Genomic DNA, 17,157 nt, shown 5'->3' on the forward strand with positions numbered 1-17,157 from the left:
ATGTTGTCCTGGATTCTGCTGATCGTTGTCCTCATCGCTCTCGTGATCATTGGCACGTGGGCGTGGGGAAGCCTGGTAGGGCGGGGGCCTGTCATGGAGGCTCCCGACAAGGCTGTGGACACCGACTATGAAAACTTGCGTGCCCTCGACGAGGGGCGCTTCGACGACCTGCGTTTCGACGTGGTCGCGAGGGGCTACCGCCAGGACCAAGTGGATGCACTTCTATCTGCGGTGGAGCGCCGTTTACAGGTCGCGCCGGCGACGTCGTCTGACGCTTCTTCCGAACCTTCGGCCTAACCCTTTGGTTCGTCCTTGGATGAGTCCTTGATGGCGCTTGCGCGGAAGCCTGTGGGAACGGGCCTGCCGCCGCCGGCTGAAAAAGGGCTAGACTAGAAGGACGTACAAAACTCAGTCGAAGGAGACTCAATATGGCAGCGATGAAGCCCCGTACCACTGGTGGAGAGATGGAAGCGGTAGAGGAGTCCCGCAAGATCGTCATGCGCATTCCTTCTGACGGGGGTGGGCGCATTGTTATTGAGCTCAGCAAAGAAGAAGCAGCGGAGCTGGGTTCACTCCTCGTAGCAGTTTCTAGCTAGTCTAGGAGCATGCTTTCACATATCGTCGATATTCTGGCCGATCCCGCCGATGGCAGCGCCCTGCAGGGCGCGGATAATTTTTCCCGCCTCGTGTCGGAGACCGGCCACTCTTATGACGTGGCTAAGCAGGGCTACGTCACGCTAGCAGCTGGTGCGGGGCTGAAGCATCAAGGCGATGATGCCGCGATGGTCACCGCCCGCGAAACCTACCTGGCTATGGGGCACTTTGCTCCCTTCGTGGAGGCAGTCACCGGTGCGGTGCAGGATTCTCTGGAGACCCAGGATGCGGCCGAGCACGCGGCTGGCCTGAATGCGGACACCGCCCCAGCACTCCTTGAGGTTGGTGCGGGCACGGGCTACTATCTCGCGCACACCCTGGACTCTATTGAGGGCGCGCGCGGGGTAGGCCTGGATATCTCTACGCACGCGGCTAAGCACCTGGCCAAGTCGCATGAGCGAGTTGGCGCCGTGGTTGCGGATGTGTGGGAGCGCCTTCCGCTGAAGGATGATTCGATTCACGCCATCTCGGTGGTTTTCGCCCCGCGCAATCCGGCGGAGTTCCAGCGCGTTCTCGCACCGGGCGGGGAGGTTATCGTGCTGACTCCGCAGGCGGGCCATCTGGATGAGCTGCGCGAGCCCCTGGGCATCCTCGGAGTGGAAGAAGGCAAGGTGGAACGCCTTTACGCCCAGGCGGAAGGTTTCTTGGAGCAGGCTGCCGACCCGGTCGATATTTCCTTCCCCATCGTCTTGGATAAGGCTTCCATCGCCGCGCAGGTTGGCATGAGCCCATCGGCGCGCCACATCAGTCCGGAAGACCTGGCAGAGCGCATGGCCTCCTTGCCGCAGACGTTGACCGTGACGGCCCACGCCCGCCTGGATCGACTGCGTTCGGCCTAACTACGGCCCCTCCCTTTTTCAACCTTTCCCTCGGAGCGGCCCTACAACCCGACCCTTTTAAGCCTTCCTCTAAACCACTCTTTACAGGCTTCCCTCCAATGCACCCTTCGCGCTCACCGGGAGCGGGCGTGGTGGAAGTTTGTGGTCCGCGGTGAGCGCGAAGGGCGCGGGTGTTTACATCGACCCGGACTTTCGCCGCATTTTCCCTTCGCGCTCACCGGCGTTGCGCGCGGCAGTCATGTGAGGCTTTCGGTGAGCGCGAAAGGCGTCGGGGTAAAGGGCGTCGGGGCAGCGGGGGTAGCGAAATAGGAGAGAGGGCAGCGAGACATAGCCGCACAGAAAGGGAGGCCCGGGCTTCCGGACCTCCTTCAATAATTTCGCCTAATGCGCTTAGGAACGCTTGGTTCCCTTGCGGCTCCACGATTGCTCAATGACAGCTTCGCCATCGGTGCTGACCTCGATGGCGGAGCAGCCACCGTCGAAGTAGACGCGGGAGCTCATAGCCACCAAACCGCCGTCGACGAAGACCTCAACGCTGGCACCATCCTGAATGACGGTGAGCGTATCCGAATCTCCCTCAGCCAGCTGAGCCACCGCAGGAGCGGAGTCCTTAAAGTAGTTATCGAAGGCCTTGGACATGGAGCGGTCCAGGCTGATTTCCTCACCAGTATGGCGAATGACCGCAGCGGTATCGCCAGAGCCGTCCTTCAGCGTCACGGTCACGCTCGAACCCGTAGGTACTTCGAGGACACCCGTCCACGACTGTGCGTAATCCGAAAGCTTCACGGCATCCGGCAGTCCCTCCGCCGGGGTCTGGTACAGAACGCCACCCTGCAGCGTCACTGCACGCGGCAGGGACAGGCTATTCGCCCAGCCCTCGGCTTCCCAGGTGGGGTGTTTGGTGGCGTCATCACCACGGCCGTTGCCGTTGAGCAGACCGAGGATGACTGCGCGGTCGTAGCGGCACTCCTGCGGAATCGTTCCGGTCGTGGTGTTGGTGTTGCGCGGGCGGGAGAAGTCATGGCCAAAGTCCACGCGCTGGAAACCCTTCGCCACGGTGAACACAGTGCCATCAAGGCGGCCCACGATATAGCCGGAGACATCTCGGCCCTCGCGTTCCAAGGTGACGAAGAGAACGTCGTAAATATCCCTATCCACCTCATCGCGCAGGCGTACCAAACGCGGTGAAACCACCGGCGGGATGGGGGAGGTGGCCGGAACCTCGCCCTCCTCAAAGCCAGGATCACCCTCGAAGCTCAAGGGCCCGAGGAGTGTCCAGGATTCGCCATTGGGGCTGTCCAGGATCACCGGTACCGGCGCGTCGGAATGCCCGGTCAGCGCCAGCATAAGCCAGCCATCGTGCCCCTCTTCGCGGTCTTCCTTGGCCCAGTCTGGGACCACGGAGGGCGAGCGGAAACGGTCATAATTGGTATGGGCGCCCACGGCTTCCCCGAAGCGGACAACGTCTGGGTCGAGAGCCGAAGGATCATCAGACACGATGCATTCATCGGCATAGTCGGTGTAGCGCGCCAAGCGCACACTCGTCCCCACCGACGTCACCGAAGTGAAGTACAGGTTCAGAGCGTCCTTTCCTTCCGCCACGGACCCTGCACGCAGCGACAGTTCGCCGCCGACGGGGGCGAGGACGTCGTCGCAGTCGAGCCACTCGAAGGCCGTTTCCTCGGAAGTGGAATGGCCCCAGCGCGCAGGCTGGCCGGCATCAGGACGGTACTGGTGGAATAGGTGCCAGGTATGACCGTCGCGGACGATTCCTGCGGGGGCGTCGAGGATCCCGCTATCGGGAACGAAGTGAAGTTCTGGGCGATGGTGCGTTTCTTTATGCGTCACGGCAGTCCTTCCTACATTAACGAGCGGTAAATGTCCACGGTCTGCTGCGCGATGGTAGCCCACGAGAATTCCTCGATGGCGCGCTGGCGGCCAGCGGAACCGAAGCGTTGTGCCAGCTCTTTATCGGCGGCGACACGGTTCACGGCGGCAGCCAGATCAGCTTCAAAGGTGGCTTCGTCATTTACGTCATAGTTGACCAAAACGCCGGTTTCGCCGTCCACGACGACCTCCGGGATGCCTCCCACATTGGAAGCCACAACCGCGGTGCCACAGGCCATTGCCTCGAGGTTGACGATTCCCAGCGGCTCATAAATAGAGGGGCACACGAAAACGTCCGCGCCAGAATAGACCTGCTTGATCTCCTCACGCGAGAGCATGTCCTTGACCCAGAACACGCCGTCACGCTGAGCACGCAGCTCCTCCACGAGGGTCTCGGTCTCTGCCGCAATCTCCGGCGTATCCGGCGCGCCAGCACACAGCACAAGCTGAATGTCTGCATCAAAGTTCTGGGCAGCCTTCAGCAGGTGCTTGACGCCCTTTTGCCGGGTAATCCGGCCTACGAAGGCAACGATGGGACGCTGCTTGTCGACGCCCAACTTATCCAGCACCGCGGATTCACCCGGCTGCCAGACCTGAGTATCAATGCCGTTAAGGACTACATGGACCTTGTCGGCGTCGATGCGGGGGTAAGCATCCAGGATGGAATCTTTCATCCCGGCCGACACCGCGATGACGGCATCGGCGTATTCCATAGCGTTTTTCTCGGACCAGGAGGAGATCTCATAGCCACCACCGAGTTGTTCCCGCTTCCAGGGGCGGTGCGGCTCGAGGGAGTGCGCGGTGACCACGTGGGGGATGCCGTACAGGCGGCCGGCAAGGTGGCCACCTAGGCCGGTGTACCAGGTGTGGGAGTGAGCCACATCGATATCGGAGGCGGCATTGGCCATACGCAGCCCAGTGGAAAGCGTCTGCACTGCGGCATTGGCCTCCTTCAAAGCAGGATCGACGCCATGCACAAAGACGTCCTTCTCATCGCGCTCTGAACCCATGCAGTGCACGGAGACATCAATAATCTCACGCATGAAGCGCGTGAGCTCTGCAACGTGGACGCCCGCTCCGCCATAAATCTCTGGCGGATACTCCTTAGAAAATATTCCGGCTCTCATACTCGCCAGAATACGGATTATCCACAGCTCGCGCTAAACCTTGACGGACAGGTCAGTGCGGTGGTTCGTCGGAAAGCGGCGGGGGAGGAGTGAGGTGGACAATGGGGGGTAAAAACAAATGCACTTCTTCTGCGCGATGCAGAAAACGTCTATAAATTGGGTGGTGTGAGAAGCCTTCCTAATGTCCTTGCCATTGTCCTTGCCGGCGGCGAGGGAAAGCGCCTCTTTCCGCTGACGGAAGACCGCGCTAAGCCTGCCGTTCCTTTCGGCGGTTCCTACCGCCTGATCGATTTCGTGCTGTCTAATCTTGTCAACGCAGGATTCCTCAAGATTGCGGTGCTGACCCAGTACAAGTCCCACTCTTTGGACCGCCACATCTCCCAAGCGTGGAACCTGTCTGGACCGACCCCGCAGTACATCGCCTCCGTGCCCGCCCAGCAGCGCCGCGGTAAGCGTTGGTACAACGGCTCGGCTGATGCCATCCTGCAGTCGCTGAATCTCATCTATGACGAGAAGCCGGATTATGTCATCGTCTTTGGCGCTGATCACGTCTACCGCATGGACCCAGCGCAGATGGTGGAGGAGCATATCGCGACTGGCTTGGACTGTTCGGTAGCGGGCATCCGCGTCCCGCGCTCGGAGGCTTCTGCCTTTGGCTGTATTCAGGCGGATGGGATGGGCACGATTACGGAGTTCGTCGAGAAGCCTGAGAATCCACCGGCGACCCCGGATGACCCGAACATGACCTATGCCTCCATGGGCAACTACGTCTTCACCACGCAGGCGCTTATCGACGCTTTGCTGGAAGACGAAAAGAATGAGGACTCCGCGCATGACATGGGCGGCAATATCATTCCGTATTTCGTGGAGCGTGAGCAGGCGCATGTTTATGACTTCATGGCCAATGAGGTGCCCGGTTCCACGGAGCGTGACCATGGCTACTGGCGTGATGTTGGTACCATCGACTCCTTCTATGAGGCGCACATGGATATGATTTCTGTGCACCCCATCTTCAACCTGTACAACCGTTCGTGGCCTATCCACTCCACGGATGACTCCAACTTCCCGCCGGCAAAGTTTGTGCAGAACGGTATTGCACAGTCCTCGATGGTGGCTCCGGGTTGCATCGTCTCCGGCGGTACGGTGCGAAACTCTGTGCTGGCTTCGGATGTGCACGTGGCGGATGGGGCGACGGTGGAAGGCTCCGTCATCCTGCCGGGCGTGCGCATCGGTCGTGGCGCGGTAGTTCGCCATGCAATCCTGGACAAGAACGTGGTGGTCAGTGATGGTGCCATCATCGGTGTGGACCGCGAGCGCGATGAGGAGCGCTTCAAGGTTTCCGAAGGTGGCGTGGTCGTCGTAGGCAAGAACGTCAAGGTCTAAGCCGCGAGACAACGCAGCGCACTAAGCGGGCGTGCGGGTGGATTGAAGTCCACTCCACGCCCGCTTTTGTGATGCTTGGTGGACTAGAGCTTGGTGATGAGCGTCAAGCCCGCGCCATAGGGCAGGCGCGTGACGGCCGCGCCTTCGAGGGAGCGAGCATATTCATCGGCCTCGCGGGCGGCGGCGGTGTCGCGGTCGGTGCGGGAGGGGTCGGCTACGGTGCCGTCGAGAAGTGCATTGGCCAGCACCAAGGTGCCGTGCTGGTGCAGCAGGGGCCAGGCGGCCTTGAGCAACGCGGGCATGTCGAGCGCGGGGACCTCGGCGTAGATCACCTGGTAGGTGTCATTAGCCAGGCGGCCCATGATGTCGAGCGGACGCGAGGGCAAGAAGCGGCCGCGGCTGGGGGAGTAGCCGGCCTCGCGGAAGGTTCGCTTGGCGCTGGCTTGGTGCTCGGCCTCCGGATCGATGCAGGTAAGGATTCCGTTCTCCGGCATGCCGGCAAGCAAATAGAGGCCGACGACGGATGCTGCGGGAGTAATCGCCACCGCTTGCGGGCGGGAGGTAGTGCCGGATGAAATCGCCGCGAGCGTGCTGAGCAGCTGGCCGGTGGCTTCATCCGGGGCCGGCAGGCCATACTCCTCCGCGTGAGCGCGGGCGCCGGCGAGCACTTCGGAGACCTCGCTGGTGGATTCGATATAGGTACGCATTGCGTCATAAGCCGTAGTAGTCACAAAGAAAACCATAGTGAAATCGTCACAGCTGCGCGCTGAGAATCGCCCGCAACTCTCCTGAGCTGTGACGCATGAAGCGCATGTAAGAGGTGTGACGGATTCACAGGCTGCTCACAGGGCTGTGGCTGGAGTTTCGGCGCGCACTATAGAAAGATATTCGTCATGACCACACAGCAGCGCGAGTTTGAGCACGCTCACCGTTCCACTGATTTCTCCGCCACTGGCAGCCATGATGCCAGTGGCGAAACTGAGGAGTTGACCGGAACCGCTGCATTCGATGCCGGCCAGGCCGAGATGCCTTCCTGGGGTGAGCTCGTGGCCGAGCACGCCGATGAAGTTTATCGCTTGGCCTATCGCCTTTCCGGTAACCAGCACGATGCCGAAGACCTCACGCAGGAAACCTTCATGCGCGTCTTCCGCTCCTTGGATAAGTACCAAGCGGGAACTTTTGGCGGCTGGCTGCACCGCATCACCACCAACCTCTTCTTGGACATGGTCCGTCACCGTTCCAAGATCCGCATGGAAGCCCTGCCGGAGGATTATGAGCGCGTGCCCGGCACGGACATGACCCCGGAGCAGGCTTACACGGTGGCCAACCTGGACCCGGCGTTGCAGTCAGCCCTGGATAACCTGGCGCCGGACTTTCGCGTGGCGGTGGTTCTCTGTGATGTCGTGGGCATGAGCTACGACGAAATCGCCGAAACCCTCGGCGTGAAGATGGGCACCGTGCGCTCCCGCATCCACCGCGGCCGCTCCCAGCTGCGTGCCGCATTGGAAAAGGAAGCCCAGACCAACGCGGACACCCGCAGCCTGCTGCGTACGCGCTAGACTGGGCAGCGTTTGAGTCCTAGAGAGCTAGAATTCCGCAGCTAAGCACTAGGCCAATGCAGAAGAGCATGCACTGAGTTGAGGTGACGTTGAGGTGAAAGCAGAAGGGCATAGCGGCGACGGCCATTCCCTGAGCCTGTCCGGGTTTTTCACCGAAGCCCAAGCCAAAGTCCGCGATAAGGCAAAGGCCCGCGCCCAGCGGGCAGATACCATCGGCCATTTGGGGCCCGAGGCGGTCGTCGCTTTTGTCGACGGCGAAATGCCAGCAAAGTATGCCCACCGCGTACGCATCCACCTCGTGCACTGCCCAGAATGCCGGGCAGAAATCCACCACCAGCGCAATGCCGCCGAGTGGGTGCGCGAATGCAGCGTGGAATCCCATGTCAAGGCGCCGGACTCGCTGATGGCGAAGCTCGCGGGCATCGCCCACCAGGGCCCCGGCCCCGGGCCGGATGCGGAAGCGCCCGCGCACCAGCCACGCCAGGACTTTTTGGACAAGGTGGAGATGGTGGTACGCGCCATCCGGCACAACCAGCGGGGCTAACAAGAGACCGAAGCCTTCCGCGCGCCCGTCGCCCTGTCTCCTTCATCGAAGTAGTTAAGATAGTTTCGTGTTTTCCTCAATTGGTTGGGTAGAGATCCTTGTCATCGTGCTGCTGGGGCTGGTGATCATCGGCCCCGAGCGCTTGCCCGGTGTAATTATGGACGTCCGCGCGGCTATCTACGCGGCGCGCAAGGCCATCGCGAACGCTAAGGCGGAGCTCAACGGTGAGATGAGCGGTCTCGGCGCGGAGTTCAATGACCTCCGGGTGCCTCTGAGCCAGGCAGCGGAGTGGACGCGCATGGGACCGCGCGGGGTTATCACCAAGGCGCTTTTCGACGGCGACGATTCCGCCTGGGACGACTTCAACCCGAAGAAGATGGCCGAGGACATCAAGAAGAACACCAGCCCGTACGAGCATGACGCGGACATGAACAACCAGCCTGCGCAGCCAGCGCCGGAGCAGAACACTGGCCGGCCGACCTTCGATTATTCGCAGGTCTACCCAGACCTAGGCGCGCAGCAAACGGCGGGGGAGAAGGCGAAAACGACACAGCCCCCGCGCGGTGGGAATGCACCCACCGGCGAGGGCAGCTCCTCCTGGGAGGACGTCACCTAAAGGTTATTTAGCCCTTGCGGGTGACACCCAAGCCGAGCTTCTTGCCCACGAGGGAATCGGAGCGCACCGCAATGGAATCCGCCACCTTGTTGATAGCTGCAGTAGCGGGGGAGTCAGGCGCGGAGATGACGATGGGGGTTCCGGCATCGCCAGCCGCGCGTAGGCTCGGATCGAGCGGGATGCTGGAGAGCAGGGGAACCTCGTGGCCCAGCAGGACGCTGAGGCGCTCGGCCACCACGCTGCCGCCGCCGGAGCCGAAGATATCCATGGTGGAGCCATCCGGCATGACCATGGCACCCATGTTCTCAATTACACCGGCCACGCGCTGGCGCGTTTGCTGCGAGATGGAACCGGCGCGCTCAGCAACCTCGGCCGCAGCCGCCTGCGGGGTGGTGACAATCAGCAGCTCCGCATTGGGGATGAGCTGGGCCACCGACAGGGCAACGTCGCCGGTACCCGGCGGCAGATCGAGCAGGAGCACGTCCAGGTCGCCCCAGAAGACGTCCGCGAGGAACTGCTGGAGGGCGCGGTGGAGCATCGGCCCGCGCCAGACGACGGGCGCGTTGCCCTCCACAAACTGGCCAATGGAAATGTGCTTGATGCCGTGGGAGATGGGGGGAAGCAGCATTTCGTCGTCAAGCACTGTGGGGCCTGCAGTGGAACCCAGCAGGCTGGGCACGGAGTGGCCGTAGATATCGGCGTCCACGATGCCCACCTTGAGCCCCTTGTTGACCAAGGCTGCGGCCAGATTCACCGTGACGGAGGACTTGCCCACGCCGCCCTTGCCGGAGGCCACCGCGAACACGCGGGTGGTGGACTCGGGCTTGGCAAAGGGGATCTCCGGCTCGGCCTGTCCGCCGCGCAGCTTTTGCTTGAGCTCTTTACGCTGCTCGTCGCTCATCGGCGTCATGGAGATGCTGATGTTGCCAACACCATCGAGCTCCGCCACGGCCGCGCGGGTATTGGACTCGATGGTGCCCTTCATCGGGCAGCCGGCGATGGTGAGATAAAGCTCGATGTCGACGTCCGGACCATTGACGGCCACGGACTTGACCATGCCCAGCTCCGTGATGGGGCGGCCGATTTCTGGGTCATCGACGCGGGTGAGCGCGTCGCGAACGGAAGATTCAGTAATAGCGCTAGTCATAACGCGCATTAGTCTAGTCACTTGCTATCGGGGAGAGCCACACCGCCGTCTGGCCAGCGGGGTGTGTAAAATTCAGCCAGATGCCGCGGCCCAGCGCTACGGACTGAGAACCCTGAAGAACAGCGGCATGTGCGCTGCATGTCCGGTTGAATAGAAAGAATGCGCCTGATTCTGATGCCCCGCCTTATTGCACGTTCCCGCACCTTCGCCCGCGTTGTTGGGGTGGCCTTGGTGGGGGTTGTGGGGGCGTCGTTAAGCGCCTGCTCCGGGTATGAACCCAAGCCGGAGCCGAACCCAGTGAACTCGGCGCCGATCACCATCATGATTGATCCGACATCCCACGAGCAGCGCGTGCTGGCGGAAATCTACCGCCAGACCCTGCGCGATGAGGGACGCGCGGCCACCGTTTCTCAGAAGCCAATGCTGGTGCGCCAGGGAGGGGAGCACGTCAGCGGGGTCAGCACTAATGGCAACTTCTTCGTCGGCTGTACGGGTGAATTCTTAAGCGTCTACAACCCGGAGGAAGCCCGCGCGATTTCCAAGGACTACGTGGCTGCCAAGGAAGAAGGCACCAAGGACGAGGACTTTTTGGAGCGCACCCACGTCGCGCTCATGGCCTCGCTGCCCCCGGAGGTCTCCGTGGTGGAGCCTGCCGGTGCCGAAGGCTGTCCTAATTCAAAGCCGGAGCTTCCACAGAATTACGTTGTGGTCTACCAAGACGGGCTATTCAACCGCGATGAAAAGCTGGAAGTTGCCTCCTTTACCAAGTTCCTCACCGCGCAGGACCTCGATGAAGTTGTCCAGAAAGTAGAAGACTCCGAGGACTTTGAGGCGACCGTGCGCGCCTGGATGGAGGCCAACCTCATGCAGAACCTCAACGAGGAAGGTGACTCCAATTCTTCCGGCGGCTCGGATTTGGTCCACGAGGAATCCTAAAAGAGACAAGCTTGGGGTGCAGTCCTCGGCGCCTGGGGATGGCGATAAGGAACTGCATAAAACGGCGCTGGACGCGCCGTGCTTGGCGACGTCTCGCCGAACCGCCCCACTCCCTACGTACGGAAACCGATCAGTGTCTCGCAGAGTGGGGGGTTTCAGGAAATCTATAGTTCACACATAGTTGTGTACTTATTCTTAAAGATTCCAGGTAAAACCCTATTTTTTCTTGCGGTTTTCTGTGTAGTCGGGTACTATTTTTAGCGTTCGCCTGCCTATTTCCTGTCAATTCCTAAATGATTTTGTGAGGAAATGTCTTGAGAAGCCGCCGCGGCTTTCGGGTTTCCGCACTGTGGGGTGGGGCAGGGTACTGCATTTGAAAGGACTTAAGGAATGAATGCACCACGAAGTGGCTCCGCCCGTAGGCGCTCTTCCCGTAAAGGGGTGGCAGCTCTTTCTGCTATTACACTCGCGCTGAGCGGCCTCAGCATCACCTCTTTTAACACGGTGGTTCCGGAGGCTAATGCCGCCACCCTCAGCGGCGGCATCCGCGACAAGTCCGGCGCGGTGGAGAAGGACGCCCAGAAGGCCTCCGACCTGCCGGCCGGTTCGTGTACTGTCTCAGAAAGCACTACGGAGGGCAGCCAGGCTGGTTTCAGTTGGTATACCTCTGAGCCGTCTGCGACCAGTCCCTCGAAAACCCGGTGGGGCTTGAGCGTCTCCTTTGATAACTCGAAGGACCGCACGTTCGCCGATTGGGGCTTTACCAATAACGGCAGGATGGGCGCATACCTTGATGCAGCTCAAATTCCCGCTTTGAATGCTGGTCAGACCCTTGTTGACAAGGTGGTCACGCACAAGGCCGACGAAATTCTCGGTATTACTGCTTCTGGGCCACAACGACCCCTGAATCTCAATGCGAAGCTGACCGATGCCAAAGTCAAGCAGTTCGCTGAGGCCACTGCCACGGACCCGGTACGTTATGCCTGGCAGGGCAACTATAAGCAGGACAATCCTCAAGGGCCAAGGGCCAAGGGCCACCCAGGGAACCAACTCATCCTTTACGGCCATCGTGAACCCGTGGCCGAGCGAGAACATCGAATGTAACCCGATTACGGTGTCGTGGGAGAGCTTCGAGAAGCACGTTATCGTCCCTGGTGAGCAAACCAAGGTCGGTAAGATCAACGTTCCTGCTGTTGCGAACGGCGGCACGGATGATTCGATGTCCCGCATGGTCGTAGAGGCCTACGACGGCAATGGCAAGTTCATCGGCACCACGGACCCGGCGGCATCTGGGGGTACGCAGAACCTGCGTATCGACGAAGCCACTGGCGAGATCTTCTTCACGTGGCCTGAGTACCGCGGTACTGACCTGGCCACTGATAAGAACGTAAACTTCTCCGTTCTGGCAAAGCCACGTACCGTCGACCAGCTCCAGGCTGCTGGTGAGAACAACAATGAGTGGGTAACACTCAAGTATTCGATAGCTCCAACTCGCTGACGCGCTACAATAAGGCGAACGTCATCGACTCGAAGGCGTTCTCCCTGGACGACACCGAGTACCACTCCCCGAAGTACGACAAGACGGATGCGTCGATCATCTCGGGCGTTGATAGTGCTACCGGTCCGATTGCTACCGAGCCGCAGAAGGTCACCTTCACCCAGACCCCGGACCTGATCAAGGACCTGGTCAAGAAGAAGGGTGACGGCGGCTTCGAGGCTAAGGTCACTCTGGACGAGAAGTACGTCTTCGATGGCTGGTCCGTTGAGATGGACGAGGACTACAACGTCACCGTCACTGCTCCTGAGAACCCGAAGCCGGGTAGCTTTGCGCAGCCCAAAATCACTGTCGAGTACTCGAACGGCTCCACAGACGTACTCCAACTCCTCGTGGTTGTCGACCCGAACAACACCCAGGTCACAGACCTCGTGCGCCCTGGCCTATCCAAGGGCAAGCTGAACGAGGAAATTACCGCCCAGGTGGGCACCAAGTCCATCATGAAGGGCCACAAGCCGGTCCACCCGGCCAAGTTCGAGATTGATCAGTCCACTGTCCCTGAGGGATGGACCGTCACCGTCGATGACACCGGCAAGGTTACCGCGAAGGCAGATGACACAGTCACGCCGGGCAGCATCATTACCCCGAAGGTGAAGGCAACCTACCCGGACCAGACCACGGATGAGATCGAGACCCAGTTCCAGGCGATCGTGGACATCAAGATCCCGACCTACGACACAGTGACTGGTCAGCCGAATGCGAGTGTCAGCCTCACTCCCGAAATCCCAGAGCGCGGTCTGAGCGGCAACACCACTGATGAGGCGCCGACCCGTTATACCTTCGAGGATGGTACTAACCAGACCACCCTTACCAGCAAGGACGGCAAGACGTGGACCGTCTTCGTTGACGAGAAGACTGGTGAGATTACGACCACGATCCCGAAGGGTGCGCAGGAAGGCGACATCCTGAACGTTCCGGTCCAGGCTCACTACAGCGACGAAGGCAAGCAGAAGCCTCAGACTGTTGTTGGCACCGTCGTCGTTATCAAGGGCGACATCAAGGCGAACTACAATGTTCAGACCACTGCTCCAGGCCAGGAAGTCAAGCACCAGGTTGTGGACACTCCTGACGGCTCCACGTTCTCCTTCGGCAACAAGAATGGCAAGCCGGTTCTTACCCAGGAGGTTAACGGTTGGAAATACACCATTGACCCTAATACCGGTGAAGTTTCCTCCACCCCGCCGGCAGATGCTAAGCCAGGTGACAAGAACACCGTCACGGTAACCGTTAACGCCCCGGGTGGTCTGACCACTCAGGCACCTGTCACCACCGTGGTCAAGCTGACCAACAGCTGGGAGTCTGAGCCGGTTGTTCCGTCCCAGACGGTGTACCCGGGTGGCACGGCTACCTCGCCGATTGGCGTCGAAAAGCCTGCAGACATCAACCTTGCTGCGGACAAGCCGTTCACCATTGATCCGAATGGCAAGGGCCTGGAGGCAACGGGTGAGAACAACAAGTTCGGCAACCCGACGTACAAGATGAAGACGGCTAACGGCGACTGGATCGTTGGTCTGGATGACAAGGGCAACGTCATCTCCACCGCGCCGGAGACCGCGAAGCCGGGCGATAAGATCGATGTCCCGGTCATCGTGACCTACGAGGACGGATCGAAGGACAACACCACCGCAACGGTCAACGTCATCGACGTTCCGAAGCGCGAGGTTCCGTTCCAGGTCGAGTACAAGTACGACGACACCGTCCCTGCCGGTACCTACAAGGTTGAGAACAAGGGTGAGCCAGGCGAGGAAAAAATGAACCTTGACGGCACCTGGGAGCGCACCCAGGAGCCGAAGAACGAAGTCGTTGTCGTCGGCACCAAGCCTGCCGAGAGTGCCAAAGACGTCACGTGGACGGTCCCGATCCCGTTCCCGACCGAGGTTCGCGAGAACCCGGACCTGAAGCCTGGTGAAACCAAGGTTGTCCAGGAAGGTGAGAACGGCGAAAAGACCTACACCGCTAAGTTCACTGCTAAGGGTTCTGAGGCACAGGTAGCCGAGGAAGAAACCACCAAGGAAGCCAAGCCGCGCATCATCGAGTACGGCCCTGGCATTGCTCCGAGCGAGCTTGTGACCAAGACCGAGAAGCCGATTCCGTTCGACACCAAGGTTGTCTTCGACGACACGCTGGCCGCAGGCGAGCAGAAGATTGATCAGAAGGGCGAGCTCGGCACCGAGGTTGAGACTTCTACGCAGAAGCTTGTCGATGGCAAGCCGTCCGGCGACCCAGTTGTAACCTCTGAGCGCACCAAGGAGCCGACCGAGCAGATCATCCGCGTGGGTACCAAGACCACCGGTAAGAACACTGAGACCGTTAAGTCTGAGGTTCCGTTCGGTGTGAAGATCGAGTTCGACCCGAATTTGCCTGCCGGTACGTCTGAGGTTGTGACCGAAGGAAAGCCTGGCGAGAAGACGGTGACGATCACGCGCGATATCACCAACTCCCAGCCGGGCGATCCGCAGGTCACCGAGGAAATCACCAAGCAGCCTGTTGATCAGGTGATCAAGGTTGGTACTAAGCCGTCTGAGGCTTCGGAGAAGGTGACCTGGACTGCTCAGGTTCCGTTCGAGGTCGAGACTCGTCCGAATCCGGAGTTGAAGCCGGGTGAGATCAAGGTTGTCCAGAAGGGCGTGCCTGGTGAGAAGACCTACACCGCGGACTTCTCCGCCAAGGGTGATCAGGCAACTGTGGCCCCGGAGGAGAAGCAGACCAAGGACCCGGTCAACGAGATCATCGAGTACGGTCCGGCCGCTGAGGACACCACTGTGGTGACCAAGGTTGAGAAGCCGGTTCCGTTCGAGACTGAGATCGTTTTCGATGACTCTCTTGAAGAGGGTCAACAGAAGGTTGACCAGCAGGGTGAGCTTGGCACTGAGGTTGTGACTTCTACTCAGAAGATTGTGGATGGCAAGCCGTCTGGTGATCCTGAGGTGAGCACTGAGCGAACCAAGGAGCCGACTAAGCAGATCATCCGCGTGGGTACCAAGACCACCGGTAAGAACACTGAGTCCGTCGAGACTGAGGTTCCTTACGACGTCAAGGTTGTTTATGACCCGAGCCTGAAGCCGGGCGAATCCAAGGTCACTCAGGAAGGCAAGCCAGGCAAGAAGAAGGTGACGATCGAACGCGACATCGTCAACTCCAAGCCAGGTGACCCGAAGATTACTGAAGAGATCATCGAGAAGCCGGTTGAGAAGATTGTCACTGTCGGCACCAAGCCGGCTGAGGCAACCAACAAGGCAACTTGGGTTGCGCCGCTGCCGTACGACACGATCGTGCGCGTGAACCCGGAGCTGAAGCCGGGTGAGATGAAGGTTGTCCAGAAGGGTGAATACGGCGAGAAGGAATTCACCGCCGACTTCACCGCGAAGGACAACACCTCCACGGTGAACACCACCGAGCGGGTAACCAAGCAGCCGGTTGAACAGATCATCGAGTACGGTCCGAAGATTGACGACAGCGAGGTAGTGACCAAGCTGGAGAAGCCTGTCCCGTTCGAGACTGAGATCGTCTTCGATCCGAATCTGAAGGCGGGCGAGCAGGTCGTCGATAAGCAGGGCGAGTTGGGTACTGAGGTCGTCACTTCCACTCAGAAGATCGTGGACGGTAAGCCTTCCGGCGAGCCGACCGTGACCACCGAGCGCACCAAGGAGCCGACCAACGCGATAATCCGTGTTGGCACCAAGGCCGGCCCTGTTTCCGACAAGGTCGAATGGACTGAGAAGACCCCGTACGAGACCGAGATTCGCGTGAACCCGGACCTGCAGCCGGGTGAGACCAAGGTTGTCCAAGAAGGCACACCTGGTGAGATCAAGCACACCGTCACGTTGACTGTTGATAACGGCGAGGTGAGCAAAGAGGAGTCTTCTGAGGAAATCAGCAAGCCTTCCCCGCGCATCATCGAGGTTGGTCCGGCTGAGAACCAGACCGAGCTGACGGACAAGCACACCGAGGAGATTCCGTACGAGACCATCATTGAGTACGACCCGAACCTCGAAGCGGGCAAGGTCGAAGAGGACCAGCCTGGTGTCAATGGTGAGAAGGAAGTTTCCAAGACTTGGAAGCTTGTAAACGGTGAGCCTGTGGGCGATCCGGAGACTACCGAGACGGTGACGAAGGAAAAGCAGGATCGGAAGATCCGCGTTGGTACCAAGTGCAACTGCGATAAGCCGACGGACCCAGACACTCCGGACAACCCCGACAACCCGGACAAGCCGGACACTCCGGACAACCCGGACAACCCTGATGAGCCAGGCAAGCCGGACGAGCCAGGCAAGCCGGACGAGCCAGGCAAGCCGGACGAGCCAGGCAAGCCGGACGAGCCAGGCAAGCCGGACGAGCCAGGCAAGCCGGACACTCCGGACAACCCCGACAAGCCAGGTACCTCGAGCATCCCGAACCTCAGCAGCCTGTGGCCGCTCATCCCGCTGGTGATTATTCCGCCGGTATTGGCCCACTTCTTTAAGCCTCCGCACCTTCCGGAGCTGCCGACGAAGCCGGCCAAGCCAGTTGAGCCGCTGAAGCCTGAGGAGCCGAAGGCGCCAGAGGCACCGAAGGCACCGAGCGCGGAGAATCAGCCGACGTCCGAGCAGACCCCGAGCGCTCAGCCGAGCCAGGCCAGCCAGCCAAGCGCGACCACGAGCACCCCGGCCTCTTCCAAGAGCACCTCGTCTGGCAAGCTTGCCAACACCGGTGCTAACGTCCTGGGCCTCATTGGTGTGGCACTGGCACTCATCGCTGGTGCAGCTCTGATTCTGCGTCCTAGCCGCCGCAAGGACTCCTAAGCACTAGGTGTCCTCAGGGGCCTTTCCGGCCCCACAGCAGTGGTTGAGTAGACCACGATCAAACGCCCGAGCATTAGCTCGGGCGTTTCTTTTTGCTCACTCGCACTGCGGTGGTCGAAGGGCGATCTC

General features: G+C 60.3%; 15 protein-coding genes. 11 read left to right on the top strand and 4 right to left on the bottom strand.

Features of this window, described 5'->3' with window-relative positions; genetic code table 11:
* From CAURI_RS05230 to CAURI_RS05235, 3 genes are all read left to right on the top strand, one after another.
* Positions 1 to 297 (top strand): DivIVA domain-containing protein, encoded by a 297-nt coding sequence (locus CAURI_RS05230; protein WP_010187239.1) that lies wholly within the window; start codon positions 1 to 3, stop codon positions 295 to 297.
* 131 nt (positions 298 to 428) lie between these two features.
* Entirely contained in the window at positions 429 to 596 is a 168-nt protein-coding gene (locus CAURI_RS13385; RefSeq protein WP_010187237.1) for a DUF3117 domain-containing protein, read from the top strand.
* A 9-nt stretch (positions 597 to 605) separates the two neighbouring features.
* Positions 606 to 1,493, top strand: a complete 888-nt coding sequence (locus CAURI_RS05235; RefSeq protein ID WP_010187235.1) for a methyltransferase domain-containing protein — start codon at positions 606 to 608, stop codon at positions 1,491 to 1,493.
* A 390-nt stretch (positions 1,494 to 1,883) separates the two neighbouring features.
* Here the strand turns inward: CAURI_RS05235 and CAURI_RS05240 are convergent, their stop codons facing one another.
* Together CAURI_RS05240 and glgA are read right to left on the bottom strand one after the other, a co-directional pair.
* Positions 1,884 to 3,341, bottom strand: a complete 1,458-nt coding sequence (locus CAURI_RS05240; RefSeq protein ID WP_010187234.1) for a GH32 C-terminal domain-containing protein — start codon at positions 3,339 to 3,341, stop codon at positions 1,884 to 1,886.
* An 11-nt stretch (positions 3,342 to 3,352) separates the two neighbouring features.
* Positions 3,353 to 4,507, bottom strand: coding sequence for a glycogen synthase (glgA, locus tag CAURI_RS05245; RefSeq protein WP_010187232.1), 1,155 nt, complete (start codon positions 4,505 to 4,507; stop codon positions 3,353 to 3,355).
* A 165-nt stretch (positions 4,508 to 4,672) separates the two neighbouring features.
* Here glgA and glgC point away from each other — a divergent pair, with 165 nt between their 5' ends.
* A complete protein-coding gene (glgC, locus tag CAURI_RS05250; RefSeq protein WP_010187231.1) occupies positions 4,673 to 5,890 on the top strand; it encodes a glucose-1-phosphate adenylyltransferase in 1,218 nt (405 codons plus the stop codon).
* A gap of 83 nt (positions 5,891 to 5,973) precedes the next feature.
* On the opposite strand, the gene CAURI_RS05255 is transcribed toward glgC, so the two are convergent.
* Positions 5,974 to 6,621: an O-methyltransferase gene (locus CAURI_RS05255; protein ID WP_029158853.1), complete on the bottom strand. Its 648-nt coding sequence runs from the start codon at positions 6,619 to 6,621 to the stop codon at positions 5,974 to 5,976.
* A 162-nt stretch (positions 6,622 to 6,783) separates the two neighbouring features.
* Here CAURI_RS05255 and sigE point away from each other — a divergent pair, with 162 nt between their 5' ends.
* The 3 genes from sigE to CAURI_RS05270 all read left to right on the top strand — a co-directional run bounded on the left by sigE (position 6,784) and on the right by CAURI_RS05270 (position 8,609).
* A complete protein-coding gene (gene sigE / locus CAURI_RS05260) occupies positions 6,784 to 7,449 on the top strand; it encodes an RNA polymerase sigma factor SigE (protein WP_010187227.1) in 666 nt (221 codons plus the stop codon).
* Positions 7,450 to 7,543: 94 nt separating this feature from the next.
* Positions 7,544 to 7,993: an anti-sigma factor family protein gene (locus CAURI_RS05265; RefSeq protein ID WP_010187225.1), complete on the top strand. Its 450-nt coding sequence runs from the start codon at positions 7,544 to 7,546 to the stop codon at positions 7,991 to 7,993.
* Positions 7,994 to 8,060: 67 nt separating this feature from the next.
* The gene (locus CAURI_RS05270; RefSeq protein ID WP_010187223.1) at positions 8,061 to 8,609 is read left to right on the top strand and encodes a twin-arginine translocase TatA/TatE family subunit; all 549 of its coding nucleotides are present in this window, start codon (positions 8,061 to 8,063) and stop codon (positions 8,607 to 8,609) included.
* 7 nt (positions 8,610 to 8,616) lie between these two features.
* Here the strand turns inward: CAURI_RS05270 and CAURI_RS05275 are convergent, their stop codons facing one another.
* Positions 8,617 to 9,756, bottom strand: a complete 1,140-nt coding sequence (locus tag CAURI_RS05275; RefSeq protein ID WP_029158852.1) for an Mrp/NBP35 family ATP-binding protein — start codon at positions 9,754 to 9,756, stop codon at positions 8,617 to 8,619.
* A 159-nt stretch (positions 9,757 to 9,915) separates the two neighbouring features.
* Between CAURI_RS05275 and CAURI_RS05280 the strand changes: the two genes are divergently transcribed.
* From CAURI_RS05280 to CAURI_RS13320, 4 genes are all read left to right on the top strand, one after another.
* Positions 9,916 to 10,692 (top strand): hypothetical protein, encoded by a 777-nt coding sequence (locus CAURI_RS05280; RefSeq protein WP_010187218.1) that lies wholly within the window; start codon positions 9,916 to 9,918, stop codon positions 10,690 to 10,692.
* A gap of 390 nt (positions 10,693 to 11,082) precedes the next feature.
* Positions 11,083 to 11,796, top strand: a complete 714-nt coding sequence (locus CAURI_RS13310) for an adhesin domain containing protein (protein ID WP_201825568.1) — start codon at positions 11,083 to 11,085, stop codon at positions 11,794 to 11,796.
* Positions 11,762 to 12,190, top strand: coding sequence for a hypothetical protein (locus CAURI_RS13315; protein ID WP_157753233.1), 429 nt, complete (start codon positions 11,762 to 11,764; stop codon positions 12,188 to 12,190). The genes CAURI_RS13310 and CAURI_RS13315 overlap by 35 nt, the downstream gene beginning before the upstream one ends.
* The gene (locus tag CAURI_RS13320) at positions 12,151 to 17,028 is read left to right on the top strand and encodes a G5 domain-containing protein (RefSeq protein ID WP_010187212.1); all 4,878 of its coding nucleotides are present in this window, start codon (positions 12,151 to 12,153) and stop codon (positions 17,026 to 17,028) included. The genes CAURI_RS13315 and CAURI_RS13320 overlap by 40 nt, the downstream gene beginning before the upstream one ends.
* The last annotated feature ends 129 nt before the right edge of the window (positions 17,029 to 17,157 follow it).

This window comes from Corynebacterium aurimucosum ATCC 700975, from assembly GCF_000022905.1.
GTDB classification, from domain to species: domain Bacteria; phylum Actinomycetota; class Actinomycetes; order Mycobacteriales; family Mycobacteriaceae; genus Corynebacterium; species Corynebacterium aurimucosum_F.

Coding starts and splice junctions, on each gene's coding strand:
- glgA (WP_010187232.1), bottom strand. CDS start 4,507: ATGAGAGCCGGAATATTTTCTAAGGAGTATCCGCCAGAGATTTATGGC.
- sigE (WP_010187227.1), top strand. CDS start 6,784: ATGACCACACAGCAGCGCGAGTTTGAGCACGCTCACCGTTCCACTGAT.
- CAURI_RS05230 (WP_010187239.1), top strand. CDS start 1: ATGTTGTCCTGGATTCTGCTGATCGTTGTCCTCATCGCTCTCGTGATC.
- CAURI_RS05235 (WP_010187235.1), top strand. CDS start 606: ATGCTTTCACATATCGTCGATATTCTGGCCGATCCCGCCGATGGCAGC.
- CAURI_RS05280 (WP_010187218.1), top strand. CDS start 9,916: ATGCGCCTGATTCTGATGCCCCGCCTTATTGCACGTTCCCGCACCTTC.
- CAURI_RS13310 (WP_201825568.1), top strand. CDS start 11,083: ATGAATGCACCACGAAGTGGCTCCGCCCGTAGGCGCTCTTCCCGTAAA.
- CAURI_RS05275 (WP_029158852.1), bottom strand. CDS start 9,756: ATGACTAGCGCTATTACTGAATCTTCCGTTCGCGACGCGCTCACCCGC.
- CAURI_RS13385 (WP_010187237.1), top strand. CDS start 429: ATGGCAGCGATGAAGCCCCGTACCACTGGTGGAGAGATGGAAGCGGTA.